This window comes from Marinobacterium alkalitolerans, from assembly GCF_017776525.1.
GTDB classification, from domain to species: Bacteria; Pseudomonadota; Gammaproteobacteria; order Pseudomonadales; family Balneatricaceae; genus Marinobacterium; species Marinobacterium alkalitolerans.
This window is the reverse complement of sequence record NZ_JACVEW010000009.1, coordinates 1-25,773: the sequence shown is the minus strand read 5'-3', so window position 1 is coordinate 25,773 and position 25,773 is coordinate 1. Positions and strand designations below refer to the sequence as shown.

Annotated in this window: 26 protein-coding genes; all 26 read left to right on the top strand. The window is 59.1% G+C overall.

Annotation, left to right across the window (positions count from 1 at the left end; genetic code table 11):
- Positions 1-16: 16 nt before the first annotated feature.
- Entirely contained in the window at positions 17-1,711 is a 1,695-nt protein-coding gene (fliF, locus tag H9C73_RS07245) for a flagellar basal-body MS-ring/collar protein FliF (RefSeq protein ID WP_209287146.1), read from the top strand.
- Positions 1,701-2,705, top strand: coding sequence for a flagellar motor switch protein FliG (gene fliG / locus H9C73_RS07240; RefSeq protein ID WP_209287145.1), 1,005 nt, complete (start codon positions 1,701-1,703; stop codon positions 2,703-2,705). The genes fliF and fliG overlap by 11 nt, the downstream gene beginning before the upstream one ends.
- Positions 2,705-3,454, top strand: a complete 750-nt coding sequence (locus H9C73_RS07235) for a FliH/SctL family protein (RefSeq protein ID WP_209287144.1) — start codon at positions 2,705-2,707, stop codon at positions 3,452-3,454. The genes fliG and H9C73_RS07235 overlap by 1 nt, the downstream gene beginning before the upstream one ends.
- Positions 3,455-3,469: 15 nt before the next feature.
- Positions 3,470-4,870, top strand: a complete 1,401-nt coding sequence (gene fliI, locus H9C73_RS07230) for a flagellar protein export ATPase FliI (protein WP_209287143.1) — start codon at positions 3,470-3,472, stop codon at positions 4,868-4,870.
- An 11-nt stretch (positions 4,871-4,881) separates the two neighbouring features.
- A complete protein-coding gene (fliJ, locus tag H9C73_RS07225; RefSeq protein WP_209287142.1) occupies positions 4,882-5,328 on the top strand; it encodes a flagellar export protein FliJ in 447 nt (148 codons plus the stop codon).
- A 74-nt stretch (positions 5,329-5,402) separates the two neighbouring features.
- Positions 5,403-7,574 (top strand): flagellar hook-length control protein FliK, encoded by a 2,172-nt coding sequence (locus H9C73_RS07220; protein WP_209287141.1) that lies wholly within the window; start codon positions 5,403-5,405, stop codon positions 7,572-7,574.
- Positions 7,575-7,648: 74 nt separating this feature from the next.
- Positions 7,649-8,176, top strand: coding sequence for a flagellar basal body-associated FliL family protein (locus H9C73_RS07215; protein ID WP_209287140.1), 528 nt, complete (start codon positions 7,649-7,651; stop codon positions 8,174-8,176).
- A gap of 8 nt (positions 8,177-8,184) precedes the next feature.
- Entirely contained in the window at positions 8,185-9,171 is a 987-nt protein-coding gene (gene fliM / locus H9C73_RS07210; RefSeq protein ID WP_209287139.1) for a flagellar motor switch protein FliM, read from the top strand.
- Positions 9,172-9,191: 20 nt separating this feature from the next.
- On the top strand, positions 9,192-9,650 hold the full coding sequence (gene fliN / locus H9C73_RS07205) for a flagellar motor switch protein FliN (RefSeq protein WP_209287138.1): 459 nt from the start codon (positions 9,192-9,194) through the stop codon (positions 9,648-9,650).
- Positions 9,647-10,078: a flagellar biosynthetic protein FliO gene (gene fliO / locus H9C73_RS07200; protein ID WP_209287137.1), complete on the top strand. Its 432-nt coding sequence runs from the start codon at positions 9,647-9,649 to the stop codon at positions 10,076-10,078. Before fliN ends, fliO begins: the two co-directional genes overlap by 4 nt.
- Positions 10,078-10,815 (top strand): flagellar type III secretion system pore protein FliP, encoded by a 738-nt coding sequence (gene fliP, locus H9C73_RS07195; RefSeq protein WP_209287136.1) that lies wholly within the window; start codon positions 10,078-10,080, stop codon positions 10,813-10,815. The genes fliO and fliP overlap by 1 nt, the downstream gene beginning before the upstream one ends.
- 12 nt (positions 10,816-10,827) lie before the next feature.
- Positions 10,828-11,097 carry a flagellar biosynthesis protein FliQ gene (gene fliQ, locus H9C73_RS07190; RefSeq protein WP_209287135.1) on the top strand — a complete coding sequence of 90 codons (270 nt, stop codon included), beginning with the start codon at positions 10,828-10,830 and terminating at the stop codon, positions 11,095-11,097.
- Positions 11,098-11,104: 7 nt separating this feature from the next.
- Positions 11,105-11,884: a flagellar biosynthetic protein FliR gene (fliR, locus tag H9C73_RS07185; RefSeq protein WP_236014141.1), complete on the top strand. Its 780-nt coding sequence runs from the start codon at positions 11,105-11,107 to the stop codon at positions 11,882-11,884.
- Between the two features lies 1 nt (position 11,885).
- Positions 11,886-13,034 (top strand): flagellar biosynthesis protein FlhB, encoded by a 1,149-nt coding sequence (flhB, locus tag H9C73_RS07180; RefSeq protein WP_209287134.1) that lies wholly within the window; start codon positions 11,886-11,888, stop codon positions 13,032-13,034.
- A 145-nt stretch (positions 13,035-13,179) separates the two neighbouring features.
- On the top strand, positions 13,180-15,291 hold the full coding sequence (flhA, locus tag H9C73_RS07175; RefSeq protein WP_209287133.1) for a flagellar biosynthesis protein FlhA: 2,112 nt from the start codon (positions 13,180-13,182) through the stop codon (positions 15,289-15,291).
- Positions 15,292-15,324: 33 nt separating this feature from the next.
- Positions 15,325-16,821, top strand: coding sequence for a flagellar biosynthesis protein FlhF (gene flhF / locus H9C73_RS07170; protein WP_209287132.1), 1,497 nt, complete (start codon positions 15,325-15,327; stop codon positions 16,819-16,821).
- An 11-nt stretch (positions 16,822-16,832) separates the two neighbouring features.
- Positions 16,833-17,657: a MinD/ParA family protein gene (locus tag H9C73_RS07165; RefSeq protein ID WP_209287131.1), complete on the top strand. Its 825-nt coding sequence runs from the start codon at positions 16,833-16,835 to the stop codon at positions 17,655-17,657.
- An 11-nt stretch (positions 17,658-17,668) separates the two neighbouring features.
- Positions 17,669-18,379: an RNA polymerase sigma factor FliA gene (locus H9C73_RS07160; RefSeq protein ID WP_209287130.1), complete on the top strand. Its 711-nt coding sequence runs from the start codon at positions 17,669-17,671 to the stop codon at positions 18,377-18,379.
- Between the two features lie 66 nt (positions 18,380-18,445).
- Positions 18,446-18,832, top strand: coding sequence for a chemotaxis response regulator CheY (cheY, locus tag H9C73_RS07155; RefSeq protein ID WP_209287129.1), 387 nt, complete (start codon positions 18,446-18,448; stop codon positions 18,830-18,832).
- Positions 18,833-18,854: 22 nt separating this feature from the next.
- Positions 18,855-19,697 carry a protein phosphatase CheZ gene (locus H9C73_RS07150; protein WP_209287128.1) on the top strand — a complete coding sequence of 281 codons (843 nt, stop codon included), beginning with the start codon at positions 18,855-18,857 and terminating at the stop codon, positions 19,695-19,697.
- 12 nt (positions 19,698-19,709) lie between these two features.
- Entirely contained in the window at positions 19,710-21,833 is a 2,124-nt protein-coding gene (locus H9C73_RS07145) for a chemotaxis protein CheA (RefSeq protein ID WP_209287127.1), read from the top strand.
- A 28-nt stretch (positions 21,834-21,861) separates the two neighbouring features.
- On the top strand, positions 21,862-23,079 hold the full coding sequence (locus H9C73_RS07140) for a protein-glutamate methylesterase/protein-glutamine glutaminase (RefSeq protein WP_209287126.1): 1,218 nt from the start codon (positions 21,862-21,864) through the stop codon (positions 23,077-23,079).
- Positions 23,079-23,840, top strand: coding sequence for a flagellar motor protein (locus H9C73_RS07135; protein ID WP_209287125.1), 762 nt, complete (start codon positions 23,079-23,081; stop codon positions 23,838-23,840). Before H9C73_RS07140 ends, H9C73_RS07135 begins: the two co-directional genes overlap by 1 nt.
- Positions 23,818-24,744 carry a flagellar motor protein MotD gene (gene motD, locus H9C73_RS07130; RefSeq protein WP_209287124.1) on the top strand — a complete coding sequence of 309 codons (927 nt, stop codon included), beginning with the start codon at positions 23,818-23,820 and terminating at the stop codon, positions 24,742-24,744. Before H9C73_RS07135 ends, motD begins: the two co-directional genes overlap by 23 nt.
- Positions 24,745-24,746: 2 nt before the next feature.
- A complete protein-coding gene (locus tag H9C73_RS07125) occupies positions 24,747-25,523 on the top strand; it encodes a ParA family protein (RefSeq protein ID WP_209287123.1) in 777 nt (258 codons plus the stop codon).
- A 3-nt stretch (positions 25,524-25,526) separates the two neighbouring features.
- Positions 25,527-25,773: hypothetical protein (locus H9C73_RS07120; protein WP_209287122.1), on the top strand; the 247-nt coding region annotated here is incomplete at its 3' end.

The window sequence follows — 25,773 nt, the reverse complement described above, 5'->3', positions numbered from 1 at the left end:
TGTCGGTCAGGATTGAATGGATAATACGTCAGCACAACTAAGCGGCAAGGGCAGCTTGATGACCGGCTTCAACAGCCTGGGCATCCTGCGGCAGCTCGGGTTGATGATCGGTCTGGCAGCCAGCATTGCCATCGGCTTTGCCGTGGTTCTCTGGTCGCAGAAGCCGGACTATCGTGTGCTGTTTTCCAACCTGAACTTTGCTGACGCCAACGAGGTCATCGAGCAACTCAAGCTCTACAGTGTCCCCTACAAGTTTGATGCAGACGGCCGGGCCATTCTTGTGCCTGAAGAGCATGTGCATCAGGCGCGGCTGAAGCTGGCATCGGAAGGCTTTACCGCTGACAAGACGGTCGGGTTCGAGCTGCTGGAAAAGGAGCAGGGGCTGGGCACCAGCCAGTTCATGGAGAACGCACGCTTCCGGCGTGGCCTGGAGGGCGAGCTGGCGCGAACCATCAGCAGCCTGCTGGCGGTCAGGTCGGCCCGCGTTCATCTGGCCCTGCCGAAAGAATCCGTCTTCGTACGTGACCAGCGCAAGCCGCGTGCTTCCGTGTTTATCGAAATGTTTTCGGGCCGTTCGCTGGCGCGCGATCAGGTGGCCGCTATTGCCAATCTGGTGGCGTCCAGTATCCCGGAACTGGCGGTTGAAGATGTCACGGTGGTGGACCAGAAGGGTCGACTGCTCAACACCCGTGACCAGGATGAAGATGTGGTCCTGGCCGCCAAGCAGCTTGAGTACACCCGCAAGGTTGAACAGACGCTGGTCAACCGCGTGAACAGCATCCTTCAGCCTGTCGTCGGGCTTGGCAACTTCCGCGCCGAAGTCTCCACCGATATCGATTTCACCCAGGTCGAGCAGGCGGATGAAATCTACAACCCGGACCTGCCAGCCCTGCGCAGTGAGAAAACACTGGAAGAGAAGCGTGCTTCCGGTACTCAGGCACGTGGTGTGCCGGGCGCACTGACCAACCAGCCGCCGGGGCCGAACGAGGTGCCCGAACAGATCGAACCCGGCACCGTAGGGGCTGCCAATGCCGCCGGCTCTGTCGCGGGCAACGGTTCCAGCCGCGAACAGGCCGTGCGCAACTATGAACTGGACCGAACCCTCAGCTATACCCGCCATCAAACCGGCGTGATCAAGCGCCTGAGTGTGGCCGTGGTCGTGGATGATCTGGTCACCACGAATGCGGAGAGCGGCGAACAGGAGCGGATGGCCTGGACTGAAAACGAGCTTCAGCGCCTGCAGACACTGGTGCGCAATGCCGTGGGCTATTCGGCTGCCCGGGGCGACAGTGTGACCGTGGTGAACTCTCCCTTTGTGCCGGATGAGCCGGTGAGCATGGAAGATCCCGCCTTTTGGGAGCAGGACTGGTTCTGGGATGTGATCAAGCAGGTGATGGCTGCACTGTTCGTGCTGATCCTGATCTTTTTCGTGCTGCGACCGATTCTGCGCAGCCTTGCAGATGCAGGCAAAACCAGGGAAGTGGCCACCCTTGGGCCGGCAGGAGAGATCTCGGCTGACCTTGAAGGGCTGGAAGGATCGGACGTAGCCGAGGACAAGGTCACGCTCAACACCGGCGGCGACCGAGGTGTGCTGCCCACCCCCAATGAAAGCTTTGACTATCAGCTGAATGCGATCCGCAGCATGGTCGCGGAAGACCCGGAAAAAGTGGCTCAGGCAGTGCGTCAATGGGTGATTGAACATGAGCAGTGATGCTGACCTGACGGATATCCAGAAAGCCGCCATTTTGCTGATCAGTCTGGGTGAGTCCGATGCCGCTGAGATCCTCAAGCACCTGGGGCCCAAGGAGGTCCAGAAGATTGGTGAAGCGATGACCCAGCTCGATAACGTGCCTCAGTCGCGCGTGGAATCGGTGGTCTCGGACTTCATGAATGTGGTGAGTGATCAGACCGGTATCGGCATCAACAATGACCGCTATATTCGCGCCATGCTGAATCAGGCGCTGGGCGAAGAGAAAGCGAAAACGCTGATTGATCGTATACTGTTCAGTACCAACACCTCAGGGCTGGATACCCTGCGCTGGATGGACCCGCGCCAGGTAGCGGAAATGCTGCGCTACGAGCATCCTCAGATCCAGGCGGTGGTGATCGCCTACCTCGACCCGGATCAGGCGGCCGTGGTGCTGACCTATTTTGATGAAAAGGTGCGGCTGGATATTCTGATGCGTATCGCCGCACTGGACCGGATTCAGCCGCAGGCGCTGCAGGAGCTGAATGACATGTTTGAAACGCAGTTTACCGGCAGCAAGGCCAGCCAGTCTCGCACCCTGGGTGGTGTTCGCTCGGCAGCCAACATCATGAACTTCATCGAGTCCAACGTCGAAGCGGAGCTGATGGATGGCATTCGCGACAACGACGAAGGGCTGGCGGCCGAGATCTCGGACCTCATGTTCGTGTTTGACAACCTGGTGGATGTGGACGATCGCGGCATTCAGGTGATTCTGCGCGAAATTTCCACCGACAACCTGGTGCTGGCGCTGAAAGGGGCCGACAACACGTTGCAGGAGAAGATCTTCAAGAACATGTCCAAGCGTGCCGCCGAATTGCTGCGTGACGACCTTGAAGCCAAGGGACCGGTACGTGTGTCTGAAGTGGAAGAAGCGCAGAAGGAAATCCTCAATGTGGCCCGCCGCCTGGCAGATGAAGGTGAAATCATGCTGGGTGGCTCCGGCGAAGAGATGATCTGATGAAAAAGGATCAGCCTGTTCGCATTCGCGGCGTCGATGCACAGTCCATACAGCCCTGGTTGCCGCCCGATGTGGGAGCCGAAGCGCCGGTGGTACAGGCGCTGGCGCGCAAACCCTCGGCCCCGCTTGAGGATGTGGATGTCTCGGTGGTGGAAGAAGAGATCTTTGCCGAGAAGCTTACCCTGTCCCAATGGGAAGAAATATGCGAAGAGGCACGGCGTGAAGGGCATGCCGAAGGCCTGGCCGAGGGGCGTGAGCAAGGCCGGCAGCAGGGGTATCAGGAAGGGCTTCAACAGGGCCTTGAAGCGGGTCAGGCGCAGATCAATGAGCGGCTCAAGGTACTGGATGCGCTGATTGAGCAGCTGCAAAAACCGCTGGAACAGGAGCGTGCCTCACTGGAGGAAGCCCTGGTGAATCTGGTGATTCATCTGGCTGAAGCGACGGTCAAGGCGGAGCTTAGTCAAAATATTGACGTGCTCATGCGCAGTGTACAGGATGCACTGGATCAGCTGCCTGAGGGAGAAGGCAGGGTGCTGCTGCGCGTGGCACCCGAGCAGGTGGCACCGCTGGAGCCTCTGCTGGAAGAGTTGGCCTTGCAGGTCAAGCCGGATCCTGAGTTGACCGCAGGCAGCTGTATTGTCGACAGCGGCAATTGCCGGGTCGATTATCAGGTTGAGCAGCGCTTCGTGCAGGTAGCGGATCAGCTGCGTGCGCGTCTGATTAAACCCACCGACCCACCCGCCGAATAATGAGGCTGTTCCCTTATGCCTGACCTGACACGGCGCCTGGAACGTTACCGCCAAATCGAATATGACCCGCCCCGGCCTGAAGTGGAAGGCCGCGTGACACGTTTGATCGGCCTGACGCTGGAGGCGGTTGGTCTCAAGGTGGCACTTGGCGACTACTGTCTGGTGTCGCTGCAAGGGGAGGGCGAGGTTGAAGCGGAAGTTGTCGGATTCGCGGGCGACCGCATTTACCTGATGCCACTGGACAGCGTGGATGGGTTGGCCCCCGGGGCTGCCGTGCGACCACGTGTGGGGGCCAGTCTGGTGCCGGTCGGTTTTGGCCTGCTGGGCCGCGTGATTGACGGCATCGGCCGCCCGCTGGATGGCAAAGGGCCCTTGGCCCCGGATGATCTGGTCACGCTGTCCGGTGAAACCATCAACCCGCTGCACCGACACCCCATCGAAAAAACACTGGATGTAGGCGTACGTGCCATCAACGGCCTGCTGACGGTGGGCCGGGGACAGCGTTTGGGGCTGTTTGCCGGCAGTGGCGTGGGCAAGTCTGTCCTGTTGGGCATGATGACGCGCTTTACCGAGGCTGAGATCACAGTGGTGGGGCTGATTGGCGAACGTGGCCGTGAGGTGCGTGAATTTATCGACCACAGCCTTGGGGAAGAGGGAATGGCACGCTCGGTGGTGGTCGCGTCACCGGCAGATGACTCCCCCTTGATGCGCCTGCGTGCGGCTCAGTTGACCACGCGGATTGCCGAATTTTTCCGTGCTCAGGGCTGTAATGTCCTGTTGTTGATGGACTCCCTGACACGTTACGCACAGGCCCAGCGGGAAATCGCCTTGGCCGTGGGAGAGCCGCCCGCCACCAAAGGCTATCCACCTTCCGTATTTGCCAAACTGCCCAAGCTGGTCGAACGCGCCGGCAATGGTGAAACCGGCGGCGGTTCCATTACGGCGTTCTACACCGTACTCACCGAAGGGGATGATCAGCAGGACCCGGTAGCTGACTCGGCCCGTGCCATTCTGGATGGGCATGTTGTGCTGTCACGCAGCCTGGCGGAGCAGGGGCATTACCCCGCAATCGATATCGAGGCGTCAATCAGCCGTGCCATGCCGCAAATCGTGGAAGATTCGCACCTCAATCTGGCGCTGCAGTTCAAGCGGCTATACTCACGCTACAGTCAGAATGCCGACCTGATCTCAGTGGGGGCTTACGCGAGGGGCAGTGATCCGGAAACGGATCGGGCGATCGAGATGATGCCGACCATCAAGGCCTATCTGCAGCAGGGCATGAATGAGCCGATGCCCATCAAGCGCTCCATGCAGGAGCTGGCGATGGTGATGAGCCCACAGCCCCAGGGGCAGCAGGGCGGTAATGCGAACGGTAACACCCAACCGGCACAGCCGGGCATACGGCGCGTGCCGTAAAGGAGTAACACTTGGCCAAGTCACGATCACAGCGACTCGAGGTTGTCCTGACAGTGGCCGAGCGCAAACGGCGTGAAGCCGAGCGCTTTCTGGCCGAAGCACGCCAGCGCGTGGAGCAGGGCGAGCAGGGCATCCAGCAGCTGCAAACCTACCTCGGTGAGTATCAGCAGCAGTTTACCCAGCACGGCCGTGAGGGGTTGAGCGTAGGCGCGCTTCAGTCCCAGCAGGCGTTTCTGCAGAAAATCAATGCCACCATCATTGCGCAGGAGCAGGCACTGGTCCATGCGCGCGACCAGCTGCAGCAGGTACAGGCGCACTGGCAGCAGGCCTATGCGCGTGAAAAAGGGATCGAAGAGCTGGTACGCAAGGCGCGTGAGAGCGAACTGCAGCAGGCCGATAAGCAGCTGCAGCGCGAAATCGATGAACGCTCCCAGCACCGGCGGCCCCAGTACATCTAACGTCTTCTCAGGCCTGGGTTAGAGATTGGCATCCATATTGCTTGATAACGGGCAGTGGATAGCAGGAGTCACCCATGGCCATCGTCAAAGCGCCCAGTCAAAATACACTCACACTACTGGAACTCAATACCGCAGCTCTCGCCGTACAGGGCAAGGGTGGTGCGGGCTCCACGGCTCAAGGCATGCCTGCCGCCGGCAGTTTTGAACTGCTGTTTCAGGGCAGTTTGAAAGCTCAGGGGCGCATAGAGGCAAACGGTCAGGGCTTGCCCATGGCAGGTGAAACCTTGCCGGGGGCGTTGCCGCCTGCTCAGGGTGAGGCCCCCTCCATGCCGGATACGGCAACCACGCCTGATGAGGCTGCGGGCCAGGGTGAGGCAGCACTGATGTCTCAGGCCGGTCAGCCATCTACGCCTGAAGCTGGCAAGCGTGAGGCTTCTTCCCGTGCGCTTGCCGCCGGCGAAGCCGGGTCTGTAGCCGGTGGCCAGTCAACGCCTTCGGGGGCCCAGTCCGATCAGGCGGCAACGATACCGAACGCAAATCGTCAGCCTATGGTTAGTCAGGCAGCAGCCGATGCCGCATTCAGCTCAGCGGCAGAATCCGCTGCGCAGACAGCATCCTCCCGGAAAGTCGGCAGTTCTGATGCGGGCGCTGTGCCGCCAAACGGAATGGCCGGGCGTGAACAAAAGGTGCCTGCCGGAGCTCAATCGGCTCAGACATCAGCGCCAGACATGCAGATGACGGGGGCTGAAGGCAAAGGGCAGCAGGCCGCACAACAGACAGTGAGTGGGCAAGCGGGTGCGCAATCGTCTGCCCAGTCTCGGCAGACACTGTCCGAACAGACAGTAAACCCTGCCCAGAGCGGTGAAGCCGGCAGCTCTGAAAAAGGCACCGGTGCCCAGCAGGTACAGCCGACTCCAAACCGGGGAGCATCGGACACTATCGCTCAGCCGTCGGGTCAGAGCGCAGCTGGTCAGGCTACTGCATCCGTGGCGGATGCTCAGGGTGAACGCTCTGCGGATGTATCAGCATCCCGCGTTACCGCTGCCGCTGAGGCTGGTGAAGCTGACACCTCCGGGGCTTCTGCGCGCACCGACTCGCTGAATAATGCGTCCAGCACCGGTCAGGAGATGCGGGCCGACAGGGCGTCAGAGGCCATTGCAGCGGCTAGAGCACGTCAGGCGCAGAACGATGTGCCCGCCAATGAAAACCAAGTAAAGGCAGACAATCAAAATAAAGGCAAAGAGAGTCAGCTAGTAAAGCCAAGCCAGCAGAATGTGCTCCATGTTAGTCAGCTAAAGCCACACCAGCAAAATGAAGGCAAAGAGAGTCAGCTAGTAAAGCCAAGTCAGCAGAGTGACATCAATGAAATCCAGATAAAGCCGGGCTCAGAGGCCATGACAGAAGGAGTTGATCCGGCTCGTGCCGGGGCTGAAACCGATGCGGTGGCCCGAATTGCCGCTCAGGATGCCGTGCAGGCACGCACTGCTCAGCTCTCGGGTCAGGATACGTCCGCGCCCACCCAGCTGAAATCGCCACAGGGTGCCGTGGCGGCCAATGCGGCAGCGGATGCAGCCACGGCTCGACAGGCACAACAGCCCCCGCAGCCCAGTGTCGATGGGAACAACTTGCGTGCCGGTGAAAGCGCCGTACGCAATGAAACCGCGGCGATAAACGGTGCAACAGGCAGTGGCAGCACGTCAGGTGAAGGCGCAGACAGTAACAGCGGCCAGTCGCGTCAGGACGCGAACGGACAAACGACTGCACAGCAATCTGCTCAGCCCCGTGCGACTCAGTCAGGTCAGAATTTTGCCCAGCAGATGCCGGCTGCCATGCAGTTGATGACACCACGCTGGGGGCAGGCAGTGGGCGAGCGCATGATCATGATGGCTCAGCACGGCCCGCGCAGTGCACAGATACAACTGGACCCGCCTGAACTGGGGGCCATGCAGATTCGAGTGCATGTACAGGGGCAGGATCAGGTCAGTGTCAGCTTTACCAGCCCCAACCCGGCTGTACGGGATGCTCTGGAGCAACAGATGCCCCGTTTGAGGGAAATGCTGGCCGAGCAGGGACTTGATCTGCACGAAGGCTCTATCTCGGATGACGCCTCATCCGGGCGTGGTTCTGACCAGCGCGGTGGCTCGGAAGGCCGCTCCGGCGGCTATGCGGGAGGGGGCACTGACAGCCAGTCTGAACCGCTGGCCGGTCAAGCCGTAGCAGTGGGTTTGGTCGACTACTACGCCTGAAGGCTACAGCCCTAAAAACAGTGTGTTATATTACCCTGTCATCAGGAATAAAGCGCACTGTTGTGGAGGCATGAATGGCGACCAATGACACCGCGGAAAATGCTGCGGCCGAAGAGGGCGGCAAGGGCTCCAAAAAGAAGCTGATCATCTTTATCGCACTGGGGGCTGTTCTGCTGCTGGGTGGCGGCGGTGCCGCGGCCTATTTCTTCCTGATGTCGGGAGATGAAGAGGCGGCTGAGCAGGGCAGTGTCGAGCCGGTGAAGCGCGAGGCAATCTACACCAAAATCCGTACCCTCGAGGGCAAGCCTTCATTCGTTGCCACGCTTCAATCCAACGACAGCAAGCGTCATTACATGCAGGCGTTTGTCGAGGCCAAGAGTCGTGACCCCAAGGTTGACGAGGCGCTGCAAAAGCATATGCCGCTGATCGTATCGCGCTTGAATGCACTGTTCTCTGCTCAGAGCTTTGAGGAGCTGCAGAGCATTGAAGGCAAAATGGCGCTGCGTACCGAGGCAACCGCCATGGTTCAGTCCATTATGCAGGACAAGATTGGCGAGCCGGGAGTGGAGACCATTCTATTTACTAACCTCGTGATGCAGTAGGGGGCCGGATGTCGGTCAAGGATCTGCTCTCCCAGGACGAGATCGATGCACTTCTGCACGGTGTCGACGATGGAGATGTTGAAACCGATGAAGAGGGGGACACCGAAGACGAAGACGGTGTCCGCAGTTACGACCTCGCCAGTCACGAGCGGATCGTGCGTGGGCGCATGCCCACGCTGGAAATGATCAATGAGCGCTTCGCTCGACATACCCGGATCAGTCTGTTCAACCTGTTGCGCCGTACTGCCGATGTCACCGTGGGTGGCATCCAGGTCATGAAGTACGGTGACTATATCCATACCCTGTACGTTCCGACCAGTATGAGCCTGGTAAAGGCGCACCCCTTGCGTGGTACGGCGCTGTTCATCATGGATTCGCGGCTGGTGTTCAAGCTGGTGGACCAGTTTTTTGGCGGTGACGGCCGCCACGCCAAGATTGAAGGCCGTGAATTTACGCCGACTGAAACCCGGATCGTGCATCGTACCCTGCAGCAGCTGTTTCATGACCTGGAAGAAGCCTGGAAGCCGGTGACATCGCTGCGCTTTGAGCATATCGGGCATGAAGTGAACCCGGCCATGGCCAACGTGGTGAACCCCACGGAAGTGGTGGTGGTGAGTTCGTTCCAGGTGGATCTTGAAGGGGGGTCGGGCGACCTCCATATTACCATGCCCTACTCGATGCTGGAGCCGATTCGGGACCAGCTGGTATCAGGTGTTCAAACCACTGAAGAGCAGAAGGATGAGCGCTGGCTGTCAGCCTTGCGGCGCGACATCATGATGGCCACCCTGGAGCTGGACTTGACGGTGGCCGAGCGTGAAATGACCCTGAGGGATGTGATGGAGCTGGAAGCGGGCGATATCATTCCGATTGAAATGCAGGATACACTGCCTCTGAAAGCCAACGGCATCCCCCTGTTTGAGTGCCAGCTGGGAACGTCACGTGGCAATCTGGCCGTTAAAATCAAAGAGACAATCAAGCAGCCGGGTGGCAGCTGACCATCCGCGGAGAGCAAAACGTGAGTGACGAGAACAACAATCAGGATCAGGATGCGCTGGCGGATGAATGGGCCGCGGCCCTGGAACAGCAAACCGGTGATGCCAGTGCTGATGCCGACGCCTTGCTTGATGATGTTCAGGCACAGCAGGGGGGAGGAGAGCCGCCTGCACAGGGAGTTGAGCTTGATGAGCTTCAGGACGACTCCACGCCAATAGCCGACCCCAAGCTGGATGTCATTCTGGATATTCCCGTCAACCTGACCATGGAAGTGGGCGGGACGGAAATTGCCATTCGGAACCTGCTGCAGCTGAGTCAGGGGTCAGTGATCGAGCTGGACCGTGTGGCGGGTGAGCCGCTGGACGTGAAAGTGAACGGCACCCTGATCGCGCATGGCGAAGTCGTGGTCGTCAATGACCGTTACGGGATCCGACTGACCGACGTGATCAGCCCGCAGGAAAGGATTCGCCGCCTGAAATGATCCTGTATCGACTCGGAGCAGCCCTCCTTTGCCTGTTGTTGCCTGTGCTATCGCATGCGGCTGAGCAGGCCGAACAGCCGAAACCCAGCCTGCCGGATCCGCTTTCCTGGGGGGCTCTGATTCAGCTCGCCCTTGGGCTGGTGCTGGTGGTGGGGCTGATCCTGCTGCTGGCCTGGCTGGTACGCCGTGTGAATGGTGTCCCGGCCGGTGGGCAGGGCATGAAAGTGCTGGCCGCCTTGCCGCTGGGCCAGCGTGAGCGAGCGGTTCTGGTACAGGTTGGCGAACGGCAGATGCTGCTGGGTGTTGCACCCGGGCGGGTCAGTCTGCTGGTGGAATTTGAGGAGCCGGTGCTGGACAGCGCCGAGGTGCGTGGTGCGGCGTTTGCGGAGCGGCTGCAGCAGGTGCTGTCGCGTGGAGGCGAACGCTGATGCGCTGGTTGGGCCTGATCCTCCTGCTTCTGCTGCCGATGACCCCGGTCTGGGCGGAAACCGGCATCCCGGCCGTGACGTTGGTCACGGAAGAGGACGGCACGACCAATTACAGCGTCACCATCCAGATTCTGGCACTGATGACGCTGCTGACGTTCCTGCCGGCGATGCTGATGATGATGACCTCCTTTGCCCGCATCATCATCGTGTTTGCCATTTTGCGTCAGGCGCTGGGGCTGCAGCAGACGCCCTCCAACCAGATTATCATCGGCCTGTCCCTGTTCCTGACCCTGTTTATCATGTCGCCGGTGCTGGAAGAGGTGAACACAAGTGCCGTGCAACCGTATATTAACGAGGAGTTGGGCCCTCAGGAGGCGTTCAGAGCCGCCGGTGTGCCCTTCCACGAATTCATGCTGCGGCAGACCCGGGAAAGTGACCTGAATCTGTTCATGCGCATTTCGGAAACGCCGCCGGTGGAAAATGTGGAAGAGATCCCCTTTACTATCCTCATACCGGCGTTTGTGACCAGTGAGCTGAAAACGGCTTTCCAGATCGGCTTCATGCTGTTTATTCCGTTTCTGGTCATCGATCTGGTGGTGGCCAGTGTCTTGATGGCCATGGGTATGATGATGCTGTCGCCCATCATCATCTCCCTGCCGTTTAAGATCATGCTGTTTGTACTGGTTGATGGCTGGGCGATGGTGGTTGGAACGCTGGCGGCAAGTTTTGGCATTTAGCGAGGAGGGCCTATGGATCCGGGAATGATTCTGGACCTGTTTGGACAGGCGCTTTGGCTGATCGTGGTGATTGTGGCCGTGATTGTGGGCCCCTCTTTGGCTGTCGGTCTGGTTATCTCCGTGTTTCAGGCAGCCACCCAGATCAACGAGCAGACGCTGAGTTTCTTGCCCCGCCTGATCGTGACTCTGCTGGCGGTCATGTGGGCAGGCCCCTGGATCGTGACCAAGATTTCCGACCTGTTCAACTACCTGTTCCTCAATATCCCGCGGCTTATCTCCTAGGTGACCCATGGAATTCGGCTTGATGCAGATAGAGCAATCGGTCAGTTCATTTCTGTGGCCACTGTTTCGGGTCATGTCATTTTTCATGGCCATGCCGATCATCGGTACCCAGATGCTGCCGGCACGCCTGCGGCTGGGGCTGGCGCTGATCGTTACCATCCTGATTGTGCCCTCGCTCCCGCCCATGCCGGTGTTTGATCCCATATCGGTCCAGAGCTGGATCGTCATTGCCCAGCAGGTCGTGCTGGGCAGCCTGCTGGGGTTCTCGGCCACGATCCTGCTGCAAAGCTTTGTGGCCGGTGGTCAGATCATGGCGATGCAGATGGGTCTGGGCTTTGCCTCCATGAGTGACCCGGCCAACGGGGTAAATGTGGTGATCATTGCGCAGATCTATCTGATGCTGGTGATGATGATGTTCCTTGGCATGAACGGGCATCTGGTACTGATCGAAATCATGGTGAAAAGCTTCACCGTAGTGCCGGTGGGGCTGGAAGGCGTGAGCCGGGTTACCCTCTGGGAGGTGGCGCTTTCAGGCGGCTGGCTGTTTATGGCGGCACTGCTGATGGCGCTGCCTGCCGTCACGGCGCTGCTGGTGGTGAACTTTGCCTTCGGCATCATGACCAAGGCGGCCCCTCAGTTGAATATTTTTGCCATCGGTTTCCCGTTCACCATGTTGATGGGCCTGTTCATCGTCTGGGCCAGCCTGTCCGGCTTTTTCAGCCACTACCAGACCTTTTCTGCCGAGGCGCTGGATAATATTGCCGCGCTGCTGAAATCAGGACGCTGAGATGGCAGAAGAAACGGGTCAGGAAAAAACAGAAGAACCCACGGAGAAACGCCTTCGAGAAGCGCGCGAGAAAGGCGACATACCCCGCTCGCGTGAATTGGGTTCAACCGCCCTCCTGCTGTCTGCAGCGGCCGCCGCTCTGCTGTTTGGCGACAATGTGGCGACCACCATGATGAATATCATGAAGGAAAGCTTCACGCTGGATCGGCGAGATGCCTTTGATACGGCGCTGATGTTTACCCACCTGGGGGAGGCGCTGTTTGAGGGGTTCTTCAGTCTGTGGGGCTTTTTTCTGCTGACCCTGCTGGCGGCGCTGTTAAGTCCAATTGCGCTGGGCGGCTGGAATTTCAGCGGTCAGGCGCTGCAGCCCAAGGGGAGTCGGATCAACCCGCTGAGCGGGCTCAAGCGCATGTTTTCACTCAAGGCGCTGGTCGAACTGGGCAAGGGGCTGGCCAAGTTTCTGCTGGTCGGGGCCTTCGCCATCATGGTGCTCTGGCTGGACCGTCCCGACCTGATGGCGCTGGCCCGTGAAGCCGTCGAACCCGCGATGGCTCACTCCCTGCAGATTCTGGGCTGGTCTTTTCTGGTCATGAGTCTGTCTCTCATCATTATCTCCCTGGTGGACGTGCCCTTTCAGCTCTACGACTACAACAAGAAGCTGAAGATGACCATGCAGGAAGTGAAGGATGAGATGAAGAACACGGAGGGTAAGCCGGAGGTTAAAGGGCGAATCCGTCAGTTGCAGCGTGAAATCGCACAGCGCAAGATGATGTCGGAAGTACCGGAAGCCGATGTGGTCATTACCAACCCGACCCACTATGCCGTAGCGCTGAAGTATGATCAGGGTGGTGGAGGCGCACCGCGCGTGATTGCCAAGGGCGCTGACTTCATCGCGCTCAAGATTCGAGAAGTTGCCGAAGCCAACGATGTGCCTCTGCTCGAAGCACCGGCACTGGCTCGGGCGCTCTATCACAACACCGAGATAGGTGACGAAATCCCGGCCGGTCTGTACAAGTCCGTGGCCCAGGTGCTGGCCTATGTGTTCCAGCTCAAGCGTGCACGCCAGCATCTGGATGAGACGCCGGAACCTCCCCGCGAAGACGATTTCGATATTCCTGACGAGTTGCGCAATGATCCGGAGCCGGAGTAAGTTGGCCGGATTTTTGCATTACTCCTCTTCGGGTACTGACGAATCGTCAGAAAAACATCAAAAAACCCGCAGTTGGCCCAGAGTCCAAACAACATAAGACTCACTGGGTGTATTTTTGTCGTTTTTTTGACGCCTTGGAGGACGAGTGGAACGCGACGTCATCATCAATAATGTGCGAGGACTGACACAGGGGAATCTGGGTATTCCGCTGCTGTTGCTGGTGATCCTCGGCATGGTGACGCTGCCGATGCCGCCTTTCCTGCTGGACGTTTTCTTTACGTTCAACATCGCGCTGTCGATCGTGGTGCTGCTGGTCAGCATTTACGCCCTCCGTCCGCTGGACTTTGCCGTTTTCCCGACCATCCTGCTGGCGGCAACACTGTTGCGGCTGGCACTGAATGTGGCCTCGACCCGTGTGGTGCTGCTGTTCGGTCACGAAGGGGGCGATGCGGCAGGTAAGGTGATCCAGGCCTTTGGTGACGTGGTGGTTGGCGGCAATTACGTCGTGGGTATCGTCGTCTTCCTGATTCTCGTCATCATCAACTTCGTGGTGGTGACCAAGGGTGCCGGGCGTATTTCCGAAGTAAGTGCCCGCTTTACGCTGGATGCGATGCCGGGCAAGCAGATGGCGATCGATGCGGACTTGAACGCGGGCCTGATTAACCAGGATGAAGCGCGCGACCGTCGTCGCGAAGTGACTCAGGAAGCGGACTTCTACGGTGCGATGGACGGTGCGTCAAAGTTCGTCCGCGGGGATGCGGTCGCAGGCATTCTGATCCTCGTGATCAACCTGTTGGGTGGTCTTGGCATCGGGATGGTTCAGCACGGGCTGAACTTCGACATGGCGCTGCAGTATTACTCACTGCTGACGATCGGTGATGGCCTGGTGGCCCAGATTCCGTCGCTGCTGCTGTCAACCGCGGCGGCCGTGATGGTGACACGCGCCAACTCCTCCGAGGCGATGGGCACACAGGTGTTCCGCCAGATGTTTGCCTCCCCGCGTGCACTGAGCGTGGCGGCTGCCATACTGTTCATTATGGGCATTGTGCCGGGCATGCCGCATATCGCCTTTATCGGTCTTGCAGCGGCTGCGGCAGGGGGTGCCTGGTGGATCCGCCGTCGAGAAGAGCAGCGTGAAGAGGCCGCGGCGCAGGCAGCGGAAGAGGAACAGAATATTGAGGCCGAGCAGCCTCCCGAAGAGCAGAAGGAGCTTGGCTGGGATGATGTGATGCCGGTGGACATGATCGGCCTGGAAGTGGGCTATCGCCTGATTCCGATGGTGGACAAGATGCAGGGCGGTCAGCTGCTGGGGCGGATCAAGGGGGTGCGCAAGAAGCTGTCTCAGGATCTGGGCTTCCTGGTGCCGTCGGTGCATATCCGTGACAACCTGGATTTGATGCCGGGTGCCTATCGGGTGACGTTGATGGGGGTGATTGCCGGTGAAGCCGAAATCTACCCTGACCGCGAACTGGCGATCAATCCCGGCCAGGTCTTCGGGGATCTGAAGGGCGTCGCGGTCAAGGACCCGGCGTTCGGGCTCGATGCTGTCTGGATCGAGAAGAGCCAGAAAGAACAGGCCCAGACGCTGGGGTACACGGTGGTGGATGCCAGTACCGTGGTGGCGACGCATATCAATCAGATCATGCAGTCACATGCGCACGAGTTGCTGGGGCATGAAGAAGTCCAGCAGTTGCTGGATCTGCTGACCAAATCCTGTCCCAAACTGGTAGAAGAGCTGATTCCGAAGAAGCTTTCCATCAGCGCGCTGTTGAAAGTGTTGCAGAACCTGTTGATGGAGCAGGTGCCGCTGAAGGACTTCCGCTCCATTGCCGAGGCGCTGGCCGAGGCGGTGCAGCGTACTCAGGATCCGCTGGCGCTGACTGCGGCCGTTCGCGTCGCGCTGGCGCGTCTGATTGTACAGACGATCAATGGCTCGGATCCGGATCTGCCGGTGATTACGCTGGAGCCTTCGCTGGAGCAGATGCTGCTGAACTCAATGCAGCAGGGGCAGGGGGATGAAGGCATGGTGCTGGAGCCGGGTATGGCCGAGCGTCTGCAGAAATCGCTGGCAGAAACTGCACAGCGTCAGGAAATGGCGGGCAAACCGTCCGTTCTGTTGGTAGCGGCTCCGGTGCGGCCGCTGATGGCGAAGTTTGTCCGTTATGGTGAGCACCAAATTCATGTACTCTCCTATCAGGAGATCCCTGAAAACAAGAAAGTCACCATCGTGGCCACAGTGGGTGGACAAAATGGCTAGGGTTTGGCGACTGGCTGCCGATAAGGGAAGCATATGAAAGTCAAACGCATCTTTGCACCGGATATGCGTCAGGCGATGCGCCGGGTGCGGGAAGAGATTGGGGCCGACGCGGTTATCATCTCCAACCATCGCGTAGCGGGTGGGGTTGAGGTCGTGGCGGCTCGCGAAGACGAATACGAGGCAGCTCAGGCCGAGCTGAAGCGTAACCGTGCTTCAGCGTCACCATCGCCGTCCCGACGAGATGAGCAGATCAAGATCCTCACCGGTGGCCATTCGCACCAGTCGGCGCAGGCCAGCCGTAATGCGGCACTGGAAGCCGAATTGAACAAGACTCGGGCGCGTATTGCCGAAGCCAGTCGGCGCATGACAGAGCCCACTCCCGCCGCAGACCGCAATGCCAACCGTCAGATCGACGACGAGGATGATGAGGACTTGCGCTCGATTCTGGAATCTCTGCGCAGTCGCAATCGCCGCCGTGAGAGTCAGGAGCAGCGCCACCTGGATCCGCCGGAGCCCTATACTGAACCTGCCCGTCCCCCGTCCCCGCGCGCACCCCAGCAAGACCATCACTCCATTGCTGATGACAGTGTTCTGCAGAGCATGCAGAGCGAAATTCAGGAACTGCGCAGCCTGTTGCAGCAGGCGTCTCGCCAGAGCGAGGCACCACAGCCCGCTGTGGCTCCGCCACCTTCATATGGAGCAGATGCTCAGCAGGCGGCGCCAGCGGTTGTGAAGCGCCTGCAGCACCTGGGATTGGGGCAAAACCTGGTCCGCCAGCTGATGAGTGGCGTCGAGCCGGACCTGTCTCCGGACAAGGCCTGGCGTAATGCGCTGTCGCGCCTGTCGGATGCCTTGCCGGTGCTGGGCGAGGAGATGATTGAACGTGGCGGCATGATCGCCTTCGTGGGGCCCACCGGGGTGGGGAAAACCACCACTATCGGCAAGCTGGCAGCGCGTTATGTGTTGCAGCATGGCAGCTCCAGTCTGGCGCTGGTCACCACGGACTGCTTCCGTATCGCAGCGCACGAACAGCTCAAGACCTTTGGCCGCATTCTGGATGTGCCGGTCAGGGTGGTGGATGAAAACCACAGCCTGGAAGAGGTGCTGCAGGGGTTGCGCAACAAGCGACTGGTGCTGATTGATACGGCAGGCATGAATGCAGGGGACCCTCAGGGGCAGTTGCAGATGCAGATGTTGTCCGGTGTCACCTTAAGGCTGAAAAAGCTGCTGGTGCTGTCCTGTTCCAGCCAGCAGCAGTTGATGCGCAGCGCATACGACAATTACTCTACGCTGGGACTGCAGGGGTGTGTGCTGAGTAAAACCGACGAGTCCGGCAGTCTGGGAGAGGCCCTGACGCTGGCGGTCGAGAAACAGCTGCCGGTGGCCTACATCACGGATGGCCAGAAAATACCGGATGATATCGGGATAGCGAGCCGGCATGACCTCGTCAGCCGGGCCGTTGTCACGGCACAAAAGGTATCAGGGCAGTCGGACGATGCTTCCGATGACTCCCTGTTCAGGGCGGGCTGAGGAGTCATTGGATGAAGCAGACCCACCCGGTAAAGGTTATTGCAGTCACAGGCGGCAAGGGCGGCGTTGGCAAAACCAACGTGTCGGTTAATCTGGCGGCAGCCCTGAGCGAGATGAACCAGCGGGTTGTGCTGATGGATGCCGACCTTGGCCTGGCCAACGTGGATGTCATGCTGGGGCTACGGGCACGGCAGAACATCGCCGATGTCCTGTCTGGCGATGCGACCCTCAAGGACGTGATGGTCAGTGCCGGCGACAATTTCTGGATTGTGCCTGCCGCGTCAGGGACACAGGAGATGACGGCACTGAGCGCGCATGAGCACGCCGAACTGATCCATGCCTTCAATGATATTGCGGATGAGCTGGATGTGCTGGTGATTGATACCGCTGCGGGTATCTCGGACTCCGTGGTCAGCTTTGTGCGGGCGGCACAGGAGGTGCTGGTGGTCGTGTGTGACGAGCCCACATCCATTACCGATGCGTATGCACTGATCAAGCTGCTGAACCGGGATTACCAGATGACGCGCTTTCGTGTGCTGGCGAATATGGTCCGAACGGAATCGGAAGGTCGTAGTATGTTCAATAAACTGTTGACGGTTACCGACAGGTTCCTGGATGTGACGCTTCAATACCTTGGCTCAATCCCTTATGATGAGTCGGTACGCAAGGCTGTACAGAAGCAGCAGGCGGTTCTCAAGGCCTATCCACGGGACAAGGCGGCACTTGCATACCGGCAGTTGGCAAACAAGGTGGATGCCTGGCCGGTCAATAACAGTCCCCGCGGGCATCTTGAGTTTTTTGTCGAGCGCCTTGTGCAGGGAACCAGAGCACCTTAAAAGCAGCGTGTATGTACAACGAACTGGAGTTTAAATCGGGTCAAGAGCTGATCCAGGAGTATACGCCGCTGGTCAAACGCATTGCGCACCACTTGATGGCGCGGCTGCCGGCCAACGTTGTACTGGATGATCTGCTGCAGGCCGGCATGATCGGGTTGCTCGAAGCTGCTCGGCGCTATGATGCGAGCAAAGGTGCCAGTTTTGAAACCTTTGCCGGAATACGGATTCGTGGTGCCATCATTGACGAGGTGCGCCGCGGCGATTGGACCCCTCGTTCGGTACACCGAAATGCGCGACGGGTCAGTGATGCGATTCATCAGATCGAGCACCGTACCGGACGTGATGCGTCCGATGCTGAAGTGGCTGCCGAACTGGGTGTAAGTATCGCGGAATACCACGGTTTATTGCAGGATTCGGTAGACAGTCGGCTGTTCAGCTATGATCAGCTGACAGAGTCGAATGAAGACTCACCCGGTGAGCAGTTCCAGGCGTCTGAGCCGGACCCGGGTGCAGACCATGAAGACAGTGGCTTTCGGCAGGCGCTGGCGGATGCCATCGGGCGCTTGCCTGAGCGGGAACGCCTTGTGCTGTCTTTGTACTACGACGAAGAACTGAACCTGAAAGAGATTGGTCAGGTGCTGGGTGTCAGTGAATCACGTGTCAGTCAGATTCACAGCCAGGCGGCACTGAGACTGAGAGGAAGGCTGAAGGACTGGCGTTGAGTACCAGGATGCGTCTGTCATGAACAGACAACGCTGGAAGATGTTTTTTGAACTGGGAGAAGTGTCTTGAAGAAAGACATCAAAATTCTTGTTGTAGATGATTTCTCGACGATGCGACGAATCATCAAGAACCTGCTGCGTGACCTTGGTTTTACCAATGTCGAAGAAGCAGATGACGGCAAAACGGCACTGCCCATTCTGCAGCAGGGACATATCGAATTTCTGATCACCGACTGGAATATGCCAGGCATGACCGGCATCGACCTGCTCAAGCATGTGCGCGCTGATCCTTCCCTGGCACAGATCCCGGTGTTGATGGTGACGGCTGAGGCCAAGCGTGAGCAGATCATTGCGGCTGCACAGGCCGGTGTAAACGGATATGTCGTCAAGCCTTTCACCGCTGCGGTGCTGAAAGAAAAGATCGACAAGATCTTTGAACGTATTGACGGCTAACGGGCGTTAGCGGGGAGTTTAGATGGCAGCACAAACGGCCAGCAAAGTGGACTTCAATGGCTTCGACGAGTTCCTGCAGGACAGAGCTCGTGCACTGGTGTCCGAGTTGGAAGCCGGTAACCTGCCGGAAGCCATGGGGCTGATCAATGAGCTGCAGTTTGCTCGCCATCAGGTTTTCTACAATGAAGTAGGGCATCTGACGCGCGGCCTGCATGAAGCGATCAAAACCTTCTCCAGTGATGTGGGTGGTCAGATTTCCGCTGAAGATGCTGATGTGCAATCAGCCATGGGCGATGCGTCTGACCGTCTCAACTACGTCATTGAACTGACCGAGCAAAGCGCGCACGAAACCATGGACCGCGTAGACCGCTCCTTGAGCCTGGTCGACAAGCTGGATCAGCAGAGTGAAAGGTTCAAGGAACTGCTGCTGCTGGTTGGGCAGCTGGAAGGTGAGTTCAAGGCGCTTGATGGGGTTTACGACCGCACCTGCACGCTTAAAAACGAGTCTGAAAAAACCATTGAAGAACTGCGTACGACCTTGACCGATATCCTCGTCTCCCAGGGGGTTCAGGACATAACCGGGCAGTTGATCCGACGTGTTATCACGCTGGTGACGCAGGTTGAAGGCCAGCTCGTGAATCTGATGGATATGGCTGCCAAGGTCGAGCGCCTGAGCAGCCTCGAAGGCGAAGGGATGCCGGAAAACGGCGGTGCCAGCGCCAAGTCGGATGACAGCGAGCGTGAAAAGAAACAAGAGAAACAGGATCCTATCCGAGCGGAAGGCCCTCAACTTCCGGCGGGCAAAGGGGACACGGTGTGTGACCAGGATGATGTGGATGACCTGCTTTCCAGCCTGGGATTTTGATAGGAGCTCCGTATGAGTTTGGATGTCGATCAGGAAATTCTGGAAGATTTTCTCGTTGAAGCGGGCGAGATTCTTGAACAGCTTTCGGAACAGTTGGTAGACCTTGAGCAGCGTCCCGAAGACAAGGATCTGCTGAACGCCATTTTCCGTGGCTTCCACACCGTCAAGGGTGGAGCGGGGTTCCTTCAGCTGGAAGCGATGGTCGAATGCTGCCACAAGGCAGAGAACCTGTTTGACCTGCTGCGTAACGGCGAACTGTCGGTCAATTCTGACCTGATGGATGTGGTGCTGCAGGCACTGGATGCCGTCAACGCCATGTTTGAGAACGTGCGATCCGGTGAAGAGCCCGAGCATGCTTCCCCAGAACTGCTTCAGGCGCTGAAGGATTTTGCCGAAGGCAAACAGGCGGCCGTGCCGGTTGCGCCTCAGCCTGCTCCCGCAGCAAAGCCGCAGGCACCGGCAGAGCCGGCTGCTGAAGCCCCCGCCAGCAGCAACCCCAATACGCCGAATGACGAATTTGAGATGCTGTTGGGCGACCTGGCGGGCAGTCACGCCGAAGGCGGTGATGAAAGCAGCGACCTGATTACGGAAGACGAATTCGAAAACCTGCTGGATGAGCTGCATGGCCCCGGCAAGGGACCGGGTGTTCAGGATGGTGCGGCTGATACTGGCGCTGCCAGTGCATCCGGAGGCGACGACCTGATTACCGATGACGAGTTTGAAGCGCTGCTGGATGAGCTTCAGTCGTCAGGTCAGGGGGCTTTTGCGCATCTGCCGCATGATGAACAACCCGCCTCTGGCGCGGCTTCCGAGCCGGCAGCACCTGCGCCTGCTCCTGCGGCGCCTGAAGCGGCTACCAGTGCGCCTGATCCGGCCGCTACCGTTGCTGCTGCCGTGGCGCCGGTCACGGCGGAACCTGAAAAGTCCAAGGACCCCACCAGCAAGGCGGCCAAGCCCGGCAAGCCTGCTGCGGAGAGCAACGTTCGCGTTGACACTCGACTGCTCGACAAGATCATGAACATGGTCGGTGAGCTGGTACTGGTACGTAACCGACTGGTCCGGCTGGGCAATACTCGTGAAGACGAGGAGATGGCCAAGGCACTGGGTACGCTGGATATGGTGACAGCGGACCTGCAGACCTCGGTCATGAAGACCCGCATGCAGCCGGTCAAGAAAGTATTCGGCCGCTTCCCGCGCCTGATTCGTGACCTCTCTCGCAGCCTGAAGAAGGAAGTTCGTCTTGAACTGCGCGGGGAAGAGACCGATCTGGACAAGAACCTGGTTGAAGCACTGGCTGATCCGTTGATTCACCTTGTGCGCAACGCGGTTGACCACGGCATCGAAGATCCGGATGTGCGTGCCAGTAGCGGCAAGCCCCGTGAAGGCCATGTTCTCCTGTCTGCGGAACAGGAAGGTGACCATATCCTGTTGATTATTCAGGATGATGGTGCCGGGATGGATCCGGAGAAATTGCGCAACCTGGCGGTCAAGCGCGGCATGATGGATGTCGAGGCGGCGCGCCGTCTGACCGATCAGGAATGTTTCAACCTGATCTTCCAAGCCGGCTTCTCCACCAAAACCGAGATTTCGGATGTGTCCGGCCGTGGCGTTGGCATGGATGTGGTCAAGACCAAGATCACCCAGCTGAACGGTACCCTGAGCATCGATTCCATTCTGGGCCAGGGTACCCGCATTGCGATTCAGGTACCGCTGACACTGGCCATCATGCCAACACTGATGGTGGTCCTTGAAGGTCAGGCGTTTGCCCTGCCGCTGGTCAACGTGAACGAGATCTTCAACCTTGATCTGACCAAGACCAATATCGTTGATGGCCAGCAGGTGATCATTGTTCGCGACCAGGCCCTGCCGCTGTTCCACCTCAAACGCTGGCTGGTCAAGGGACAGGAAGGTGCCGAGCTGCCTGATCAGGGCCACGTGGTCATCGTCAGCGTGGGGACCACACGCGTCGGCTTTATCGTCGACCAGCTGGTGGGCCAGGAAGAGGTCGTCATCAAGCCGCTGGGCAGCATCCTGCATGGTACCCCGGGCTTGTCAGGTGCCACTATCACCGGTGATGGTCGTATAGCGCTGATTATTGATATTCCCAATTTGCTGAAACACTACGCATCAACTTGATAACGGCGGGTGTAACTGAGGAAACGCTATGCCGGTAAGTGTGTTGATCGTAGATGACTCGGGGTTTTTCCGGCACCGCATCGAAGAGATGCTCAAGGATGATCCCCGGCTTCAAGTGGTAGGCACCGCAGTTAATGGCAAGGAAGCGGTTGATCTGGCCAAGCGACTCAAGCCCGACGTGGTGACAATGGACGTGGAGATGCCGCAGATGAACGGCATCGAAGCGGTCCGGGTCATCATGCGTGAGGCGCCGACCAATGTGTTAATGCTTTCGTCCCTGACCCACGAGGGTGCGCGCGTCACGCTGCAGGCCCTCGAGGCAGGGGCTGCCGATTATCTGCCCAAGGATATTCGGGCCTGGATGGACAAGGGCAGCAGTGTGCGCAGTCAACTGATCGACCGGCTGGTTGCGCTCGGCCGCAGCCGTCGTCATCAGCGCCCCTCTGCGCTGGAACGGTCTTTCCCGGGCAGTACCCGCAAGGGTACAACCATGGTGTTCAAGCCGGAGCCCGAAACACGCCAGGCGCCGCCCAAACCTCGCCCTGCGCGACCCTTGACGCGTGAAGAAGCGCCCCGGACCTCGGCAAGACCCGTCAGCCCGGCACTGCGCCGTGACCCGCCGCCAGCGGCACGGGGGGATGTGGCGGCCACGCCACCCAGCCGTGTGCGTTTCCCGGATTGCAAGCTGGTGGTGATCGGGGCATCAACGGGCGGCCCTGCTGCCCTGCAGAAAGTGTTAACGGCCCTGCCGGCAAACTTTCCCTATCCCATTTTGCTGGTTCAGCATATGCCCAAAACCTTCACCCAGGTGTTTGCAGAGCGGCTGAACCAGCAGTGCAACATCAGCGTCAAGGAAGCCGAAGATGGCGACCGCCTCAAGCCGGGACAGGCACTGCTGGCGCCTGGCGGTTTGCAGATGATGATCGACCCCAAGCAGACGGACCGTGTCAGAGTGCTCGCCGGAGATGAGCGGCTTACCTACAAACCGAGTGTGGATGTGACCTATGCATCGGCTGCCAAAACCTATTCAGGCAAGGTGCTGGGCGTGATCCTCACCGGGATGGGCGCTGACGGCTGTGATGGTGCGCGCCTGCTGAAGCAGGCAGGCTCGACCATGTGGGCACAGAATCAGGAAACCTGCACCATTTATGGCATGCCTCAGGCCGTCGTCAATGCGGGCCTGGCCGATGCCATATTGGCTCTGGAAGACATTGGCCCTCTGCTGGCGAACCGAGGCCCGCGCTGATGTGGGTGCTGCTGGGCCTGCTGCTGGGCGTTGGGGCCATTGTTGGCGCTAACCAGCTCGAAGGTGGCAGCGTCATGCAGCTGGTTAACCTGCCCGCTGCCCTGATCGTACTGGGTGGAACCCTGGGGGCGGTCGTCGTCCAGACACCGCCTTCTCTGTTGCGTCGCACACTGGGCCTGCTTCGGCGCTCCTCGATGCCTGAAGAGGGTCGCCACGAACAGGGGCTGGATGCGCTTATCCACTGGTGCATCACCGCGCGTCGAAAGGGCCTCATTGCGCTCGAGCCGGAGGCAGCCCGTGTTGAAGATCGTTTCGTGCGCAACGGCCTGCAACTGCTGGCCGATGGCAAGCCCGTGGATGCGGTGCGTACCACGCTGGAAGTGGAACTGGTCGCGCAGGAGCAGCGTGATCATCAGGCGGCACGTGTGCTGGAAAGCATGGGCGGATATGCACCCACGATGGGGATTATCGGTGCGGTGCTGGGCCTGATTCAGGTGATGGCCCAGCTGGATGAACCTTCCCGGCTCGGGTCCGGTATCGCCACGGCCTTTGTGGCGACCGTTTATGGGATTGGCCTTGCGAACCTGCTGCTGTTGCCACTGGCGGCCAAGCTTCGTCAAATGATCGATGCGCATAACCTGTACCGTGAAATGATGCTGGAAGGCCTGCTGCTGATTGCCGAGGGCCAGGGGCCCAAGAGCATACAGCTGAAGTTGCAAGGCTATCTGGACGTGAACGATGCCACGCAGACGACGCCCTGACACGGATTTGAAGACCGACCGCTGGATGATTTCCTGGGCGGACTTCGTCACCTTGCTGTTTGCCTTTTTCGTGGTCATGTACGCACTGTCCTCGGTCAACGAAGAAAAATACCGCCAACTGTCCCAGTCGCTCTCCCAGATTTTCCGTGCGGAAGGTGGAACGGCACTGGTGGAAGGGACCGGGCAGGGTGAAGGGGTTCTGGAGGGCAGTCAGCGCCCATTGGCAACTCCGGACGCGCGCATTGAGCCGCCCGATCCCGAAGTAACGGATCAATTGACGCAGATGGAAGCCCAGGCCCGTGAGCGCTTCGCACAGCAGATTGACGCTGGCCAGGTGCTGGTGCGAGGCAACCGTTTATGGGTTGCCATTGAGCTGAATGCGAGCCTGCTCTTTGCCAGTGGTGATGCGATTCCGGTGATCGAAGCCGACCCACTGTTGCAGCAGGTCGTGGAACTGGTGCAGGATGCGAATAACCCCGTACATGTTGAAGGGTTTACGGATAATCAGCCGATCAGTACGGAGCGGTTTCCCTCAAACTGGGAGCTCTCGGCCGCTCGTGCCGCTGCAGTGGTTCGCCTGCTGCAGCAACGCGGGATTGAACCCTGGCGGCTGGCGGCAGTGGGGTATGGACAGTACCAGCCGGCCTACAGCAACCGGACCGAGGAGGGGCGGCAGCGCAATCGGCGCATTGTCATTGTGATTGCACGTGATGAGCGTGTTCGTCGTGCCGTGCAGGCCTACGGCAGCGACCGTATCAGTGATGACGCCGTTAATACGTTGCTGATTGAGCAGGACCGGGAACAGACACAACAACAAGAAGCGGCACCAACGCTGGAGCAGGTTGAGACGGATTCGGGAATTCTGTTTCGTCAGGCGGATCCGGAGCAAGCACAGGAACAATAAAGATGCAGGTATGGGCAGTTTCAAATCAGAAAGGCGGGGTTGGTAAAACCACCACCGCTGTGACGCTGGCGGGGCTACTGGCAGAGGTCGGTTACCGTGTGCTGCTGGTCGATCTGGACCCCCACGGTTCCATGACCAGTTACTTCCGGTACGACCCCGATGAGCTTGAGCACAGCGTATATGACCTGTTTGAACAGGTAAAAGTCGAGCCTGACCGCGTCCGTCAGCTGATTCTGGGTACCAGCCATGAAAGCATCGACCTGATTCCGGCTTCAACGGCTCTGGCCACCCTGGAGCGCAAGGCCGTGGCGCAGGAAGGCATGGGGCTGCAAGTGGCCAAGGCGCTCAAGCTTCTGCAGGCCGACTATGACTACGTCATCATGGACAGCCCGCCGGTGCTGGGTGTGCTGATGGTGAACGCACTCGCAGCCTGTAACCACCTGCTGGTACCGGTGCAAACGGAGTTTCTGGCGCTCAAGGGGCTGGAGCGCATGGTGCGCACCATTGAAATGATCAACCGTGCGCGCCGCAACAAGCTCGCCTACACCATTGTCCCGACCTTCTATGACCGCAGAACTCAGGCCTCCGTGAACAGTCTGCGCGAGTTGCACCACCATTACCCGGACCATGTTTCCAATGCTGTAGTGCCGGTGGATACCAAATTCAGAAATGCCAGCCTCAAGGGGCTGGTACCGTCGTCGCTTGATGCCGGCAGCCGGGGGGTACATGCCTATGCCCGTTTGTTGCGCAGTCTGCTGGAACGGCGCCGACAGGAGTGAAGCATGGCTGACCAGAAGAAAGTTGTATTTGAATATCTGGAGGCCTTGCTGCAGGAGCCTGATCAGGATGAGCAGCTGCAGCAGGGCGAGGAAGAGCAGGGCGCTGCAGAAGCGGACCTGTCACCTGCATCTGAAGATTCGACAACGGCTGAGACAGCAGCAACACTGACTGTAGAGCCAGAGCCAGAGCCAGAGCCAGAGCCAGAGCCAGAGCCAGAGCCAGAGCCAGAGCCAGAGCCAGAGCCAGAGC

Coding starts and splice junctions, on each gene's coding strand:
- fliF (WP_209287146.1), top strand. CDS start 17: ATGGATAATACGTCAGCACAACTAAGCGGCAAGGGCAGCTTGATGACC.
- fliG (WP_209287145.1), top strand. CDS start 1,701: ATGAGCAGTGATGCTGACCTGACGGATATCCAGAAAGCCGCCATTTTG.
- H9C73_RS07235 (WP_209287144.1), top strand. CDS start 2,705: ATGAAAAAGGATCAGCCTGTTCGCATTCGCGGCGTCGATGCACAGTCC.
- fliI (WP_209287143.1), top strand. CDS start 3,470: ATGCCTGACCTGACACGGCGCCTGGAACGTTACCGCCAAATCGAATAT.
- H9C73_RS07220 (WP_209287141.1), top strand. CDS start 5,403: ATGGCCATCGTCAAAGCGCCCAGTCAAAATACACTCACACTACTGGAA.
- H9C73_RS07215 (WP_209287140.1), top strand. CDS start 7,649: ATGGCGACCAATGACACCGCGGAAAATGCTGCGGCCGAAGAGGGCGGC.
- fliM (WP_209287139.1), top strand. CDS start 8,185: ATGTCGGTCAAGGATCTGCTCTCCCAGGACGAGATCGATGCACTTCTG.
- fliO (WP_209287137.1), top strand. CDS start 9,647: ATGATCCTGTATCGACTCGGAGCAGCCCTCCTTTGCCTGTTGTTGCCT.
- fliP (WP_209287136.1), top strand. CDS start 10,078: ATGCGCTGGTTGGGCCTGATCCTCCTGCTTCTGCTGCCGATGACCCCG.
- fliQ (WP_209287135.1), top strand. CDS start 10,828: ATGGATCCGGGAATGATTCTGGACCTGTTTGGACAGGCGCTTTGGCTG.
- fliR (WP_236014141.1), top strand. CDS start 11,105: ATGGAATTCGGCTTGATGCAGATAGAGCAATCGGTCAGTTCATTTCTG.
- flhB (WP_209287134.1), top strand. CDS start 11,886: ATGGCAGAAGAAACGGGTCAGGAAAAAACAGAAGAACCCACGGAGAAA.
- flhF (WP_209287132.1), top strand. CDS start 15,325: ATGAAAGTCAAACGCATCTTTGCACCGGATATGCGTCAGGCGATGCGC.
- H9C73_RS07165 (WP_209287131.1), top strand. CDS start 16,833: ATGAAGCAGACCCACCCGGTAAAGGTTATTGCAGTCACAGGCGGCAAG.
- H9C73_RS07160 (WP_209287130.1), top strand. CDS start 17,669: ATGTACAACGAACTGGAGTTTAAATCGGGTCAAGAGCTGATCCAGGAG.
- H9C73_RS07150 (WP_209287128.1), top strand. CDS start 18,855: ATGGCAGCACAAACGGCCAGCAAAGTGGACTTCAATGGCTTCGACGAG.
- H9C73_RS07145 (WP_209287127.1), top strand. CDS start 19,710: ATGAGTTTGGATGTCGATCAGGAAATTCTGGAAGATTTTCTCGTTGAA.
- H9C73_RS07140 (WP_209287126.1), top strand. CDS start 21,862: ATGCCGGTAAGTGTGTTGATCGTAGATGACTCGGGGTTTTTCCGGCAC.
- H9C73_RS07135 (WP_209287125.1), top strand. CDS start 23,079: ATGTGGGTGCTGCTGGGCCTGCTGCTGGGCGTTGGGGCCATTGTTGGC.
- motD (WP_209287124.1), top strand. CDS start 23,818: ATGCCACGCAGACGACGCCCTGACACGGATTTGAAGACCGACCGCTGG.
- H9C73_RS07125 (WP_209287123.1), top strand. CDS start 24,747: ATGCAGGTATGGGCAGTTTCAAATCAGAAAGGCGGGGTTGGTAAAACC.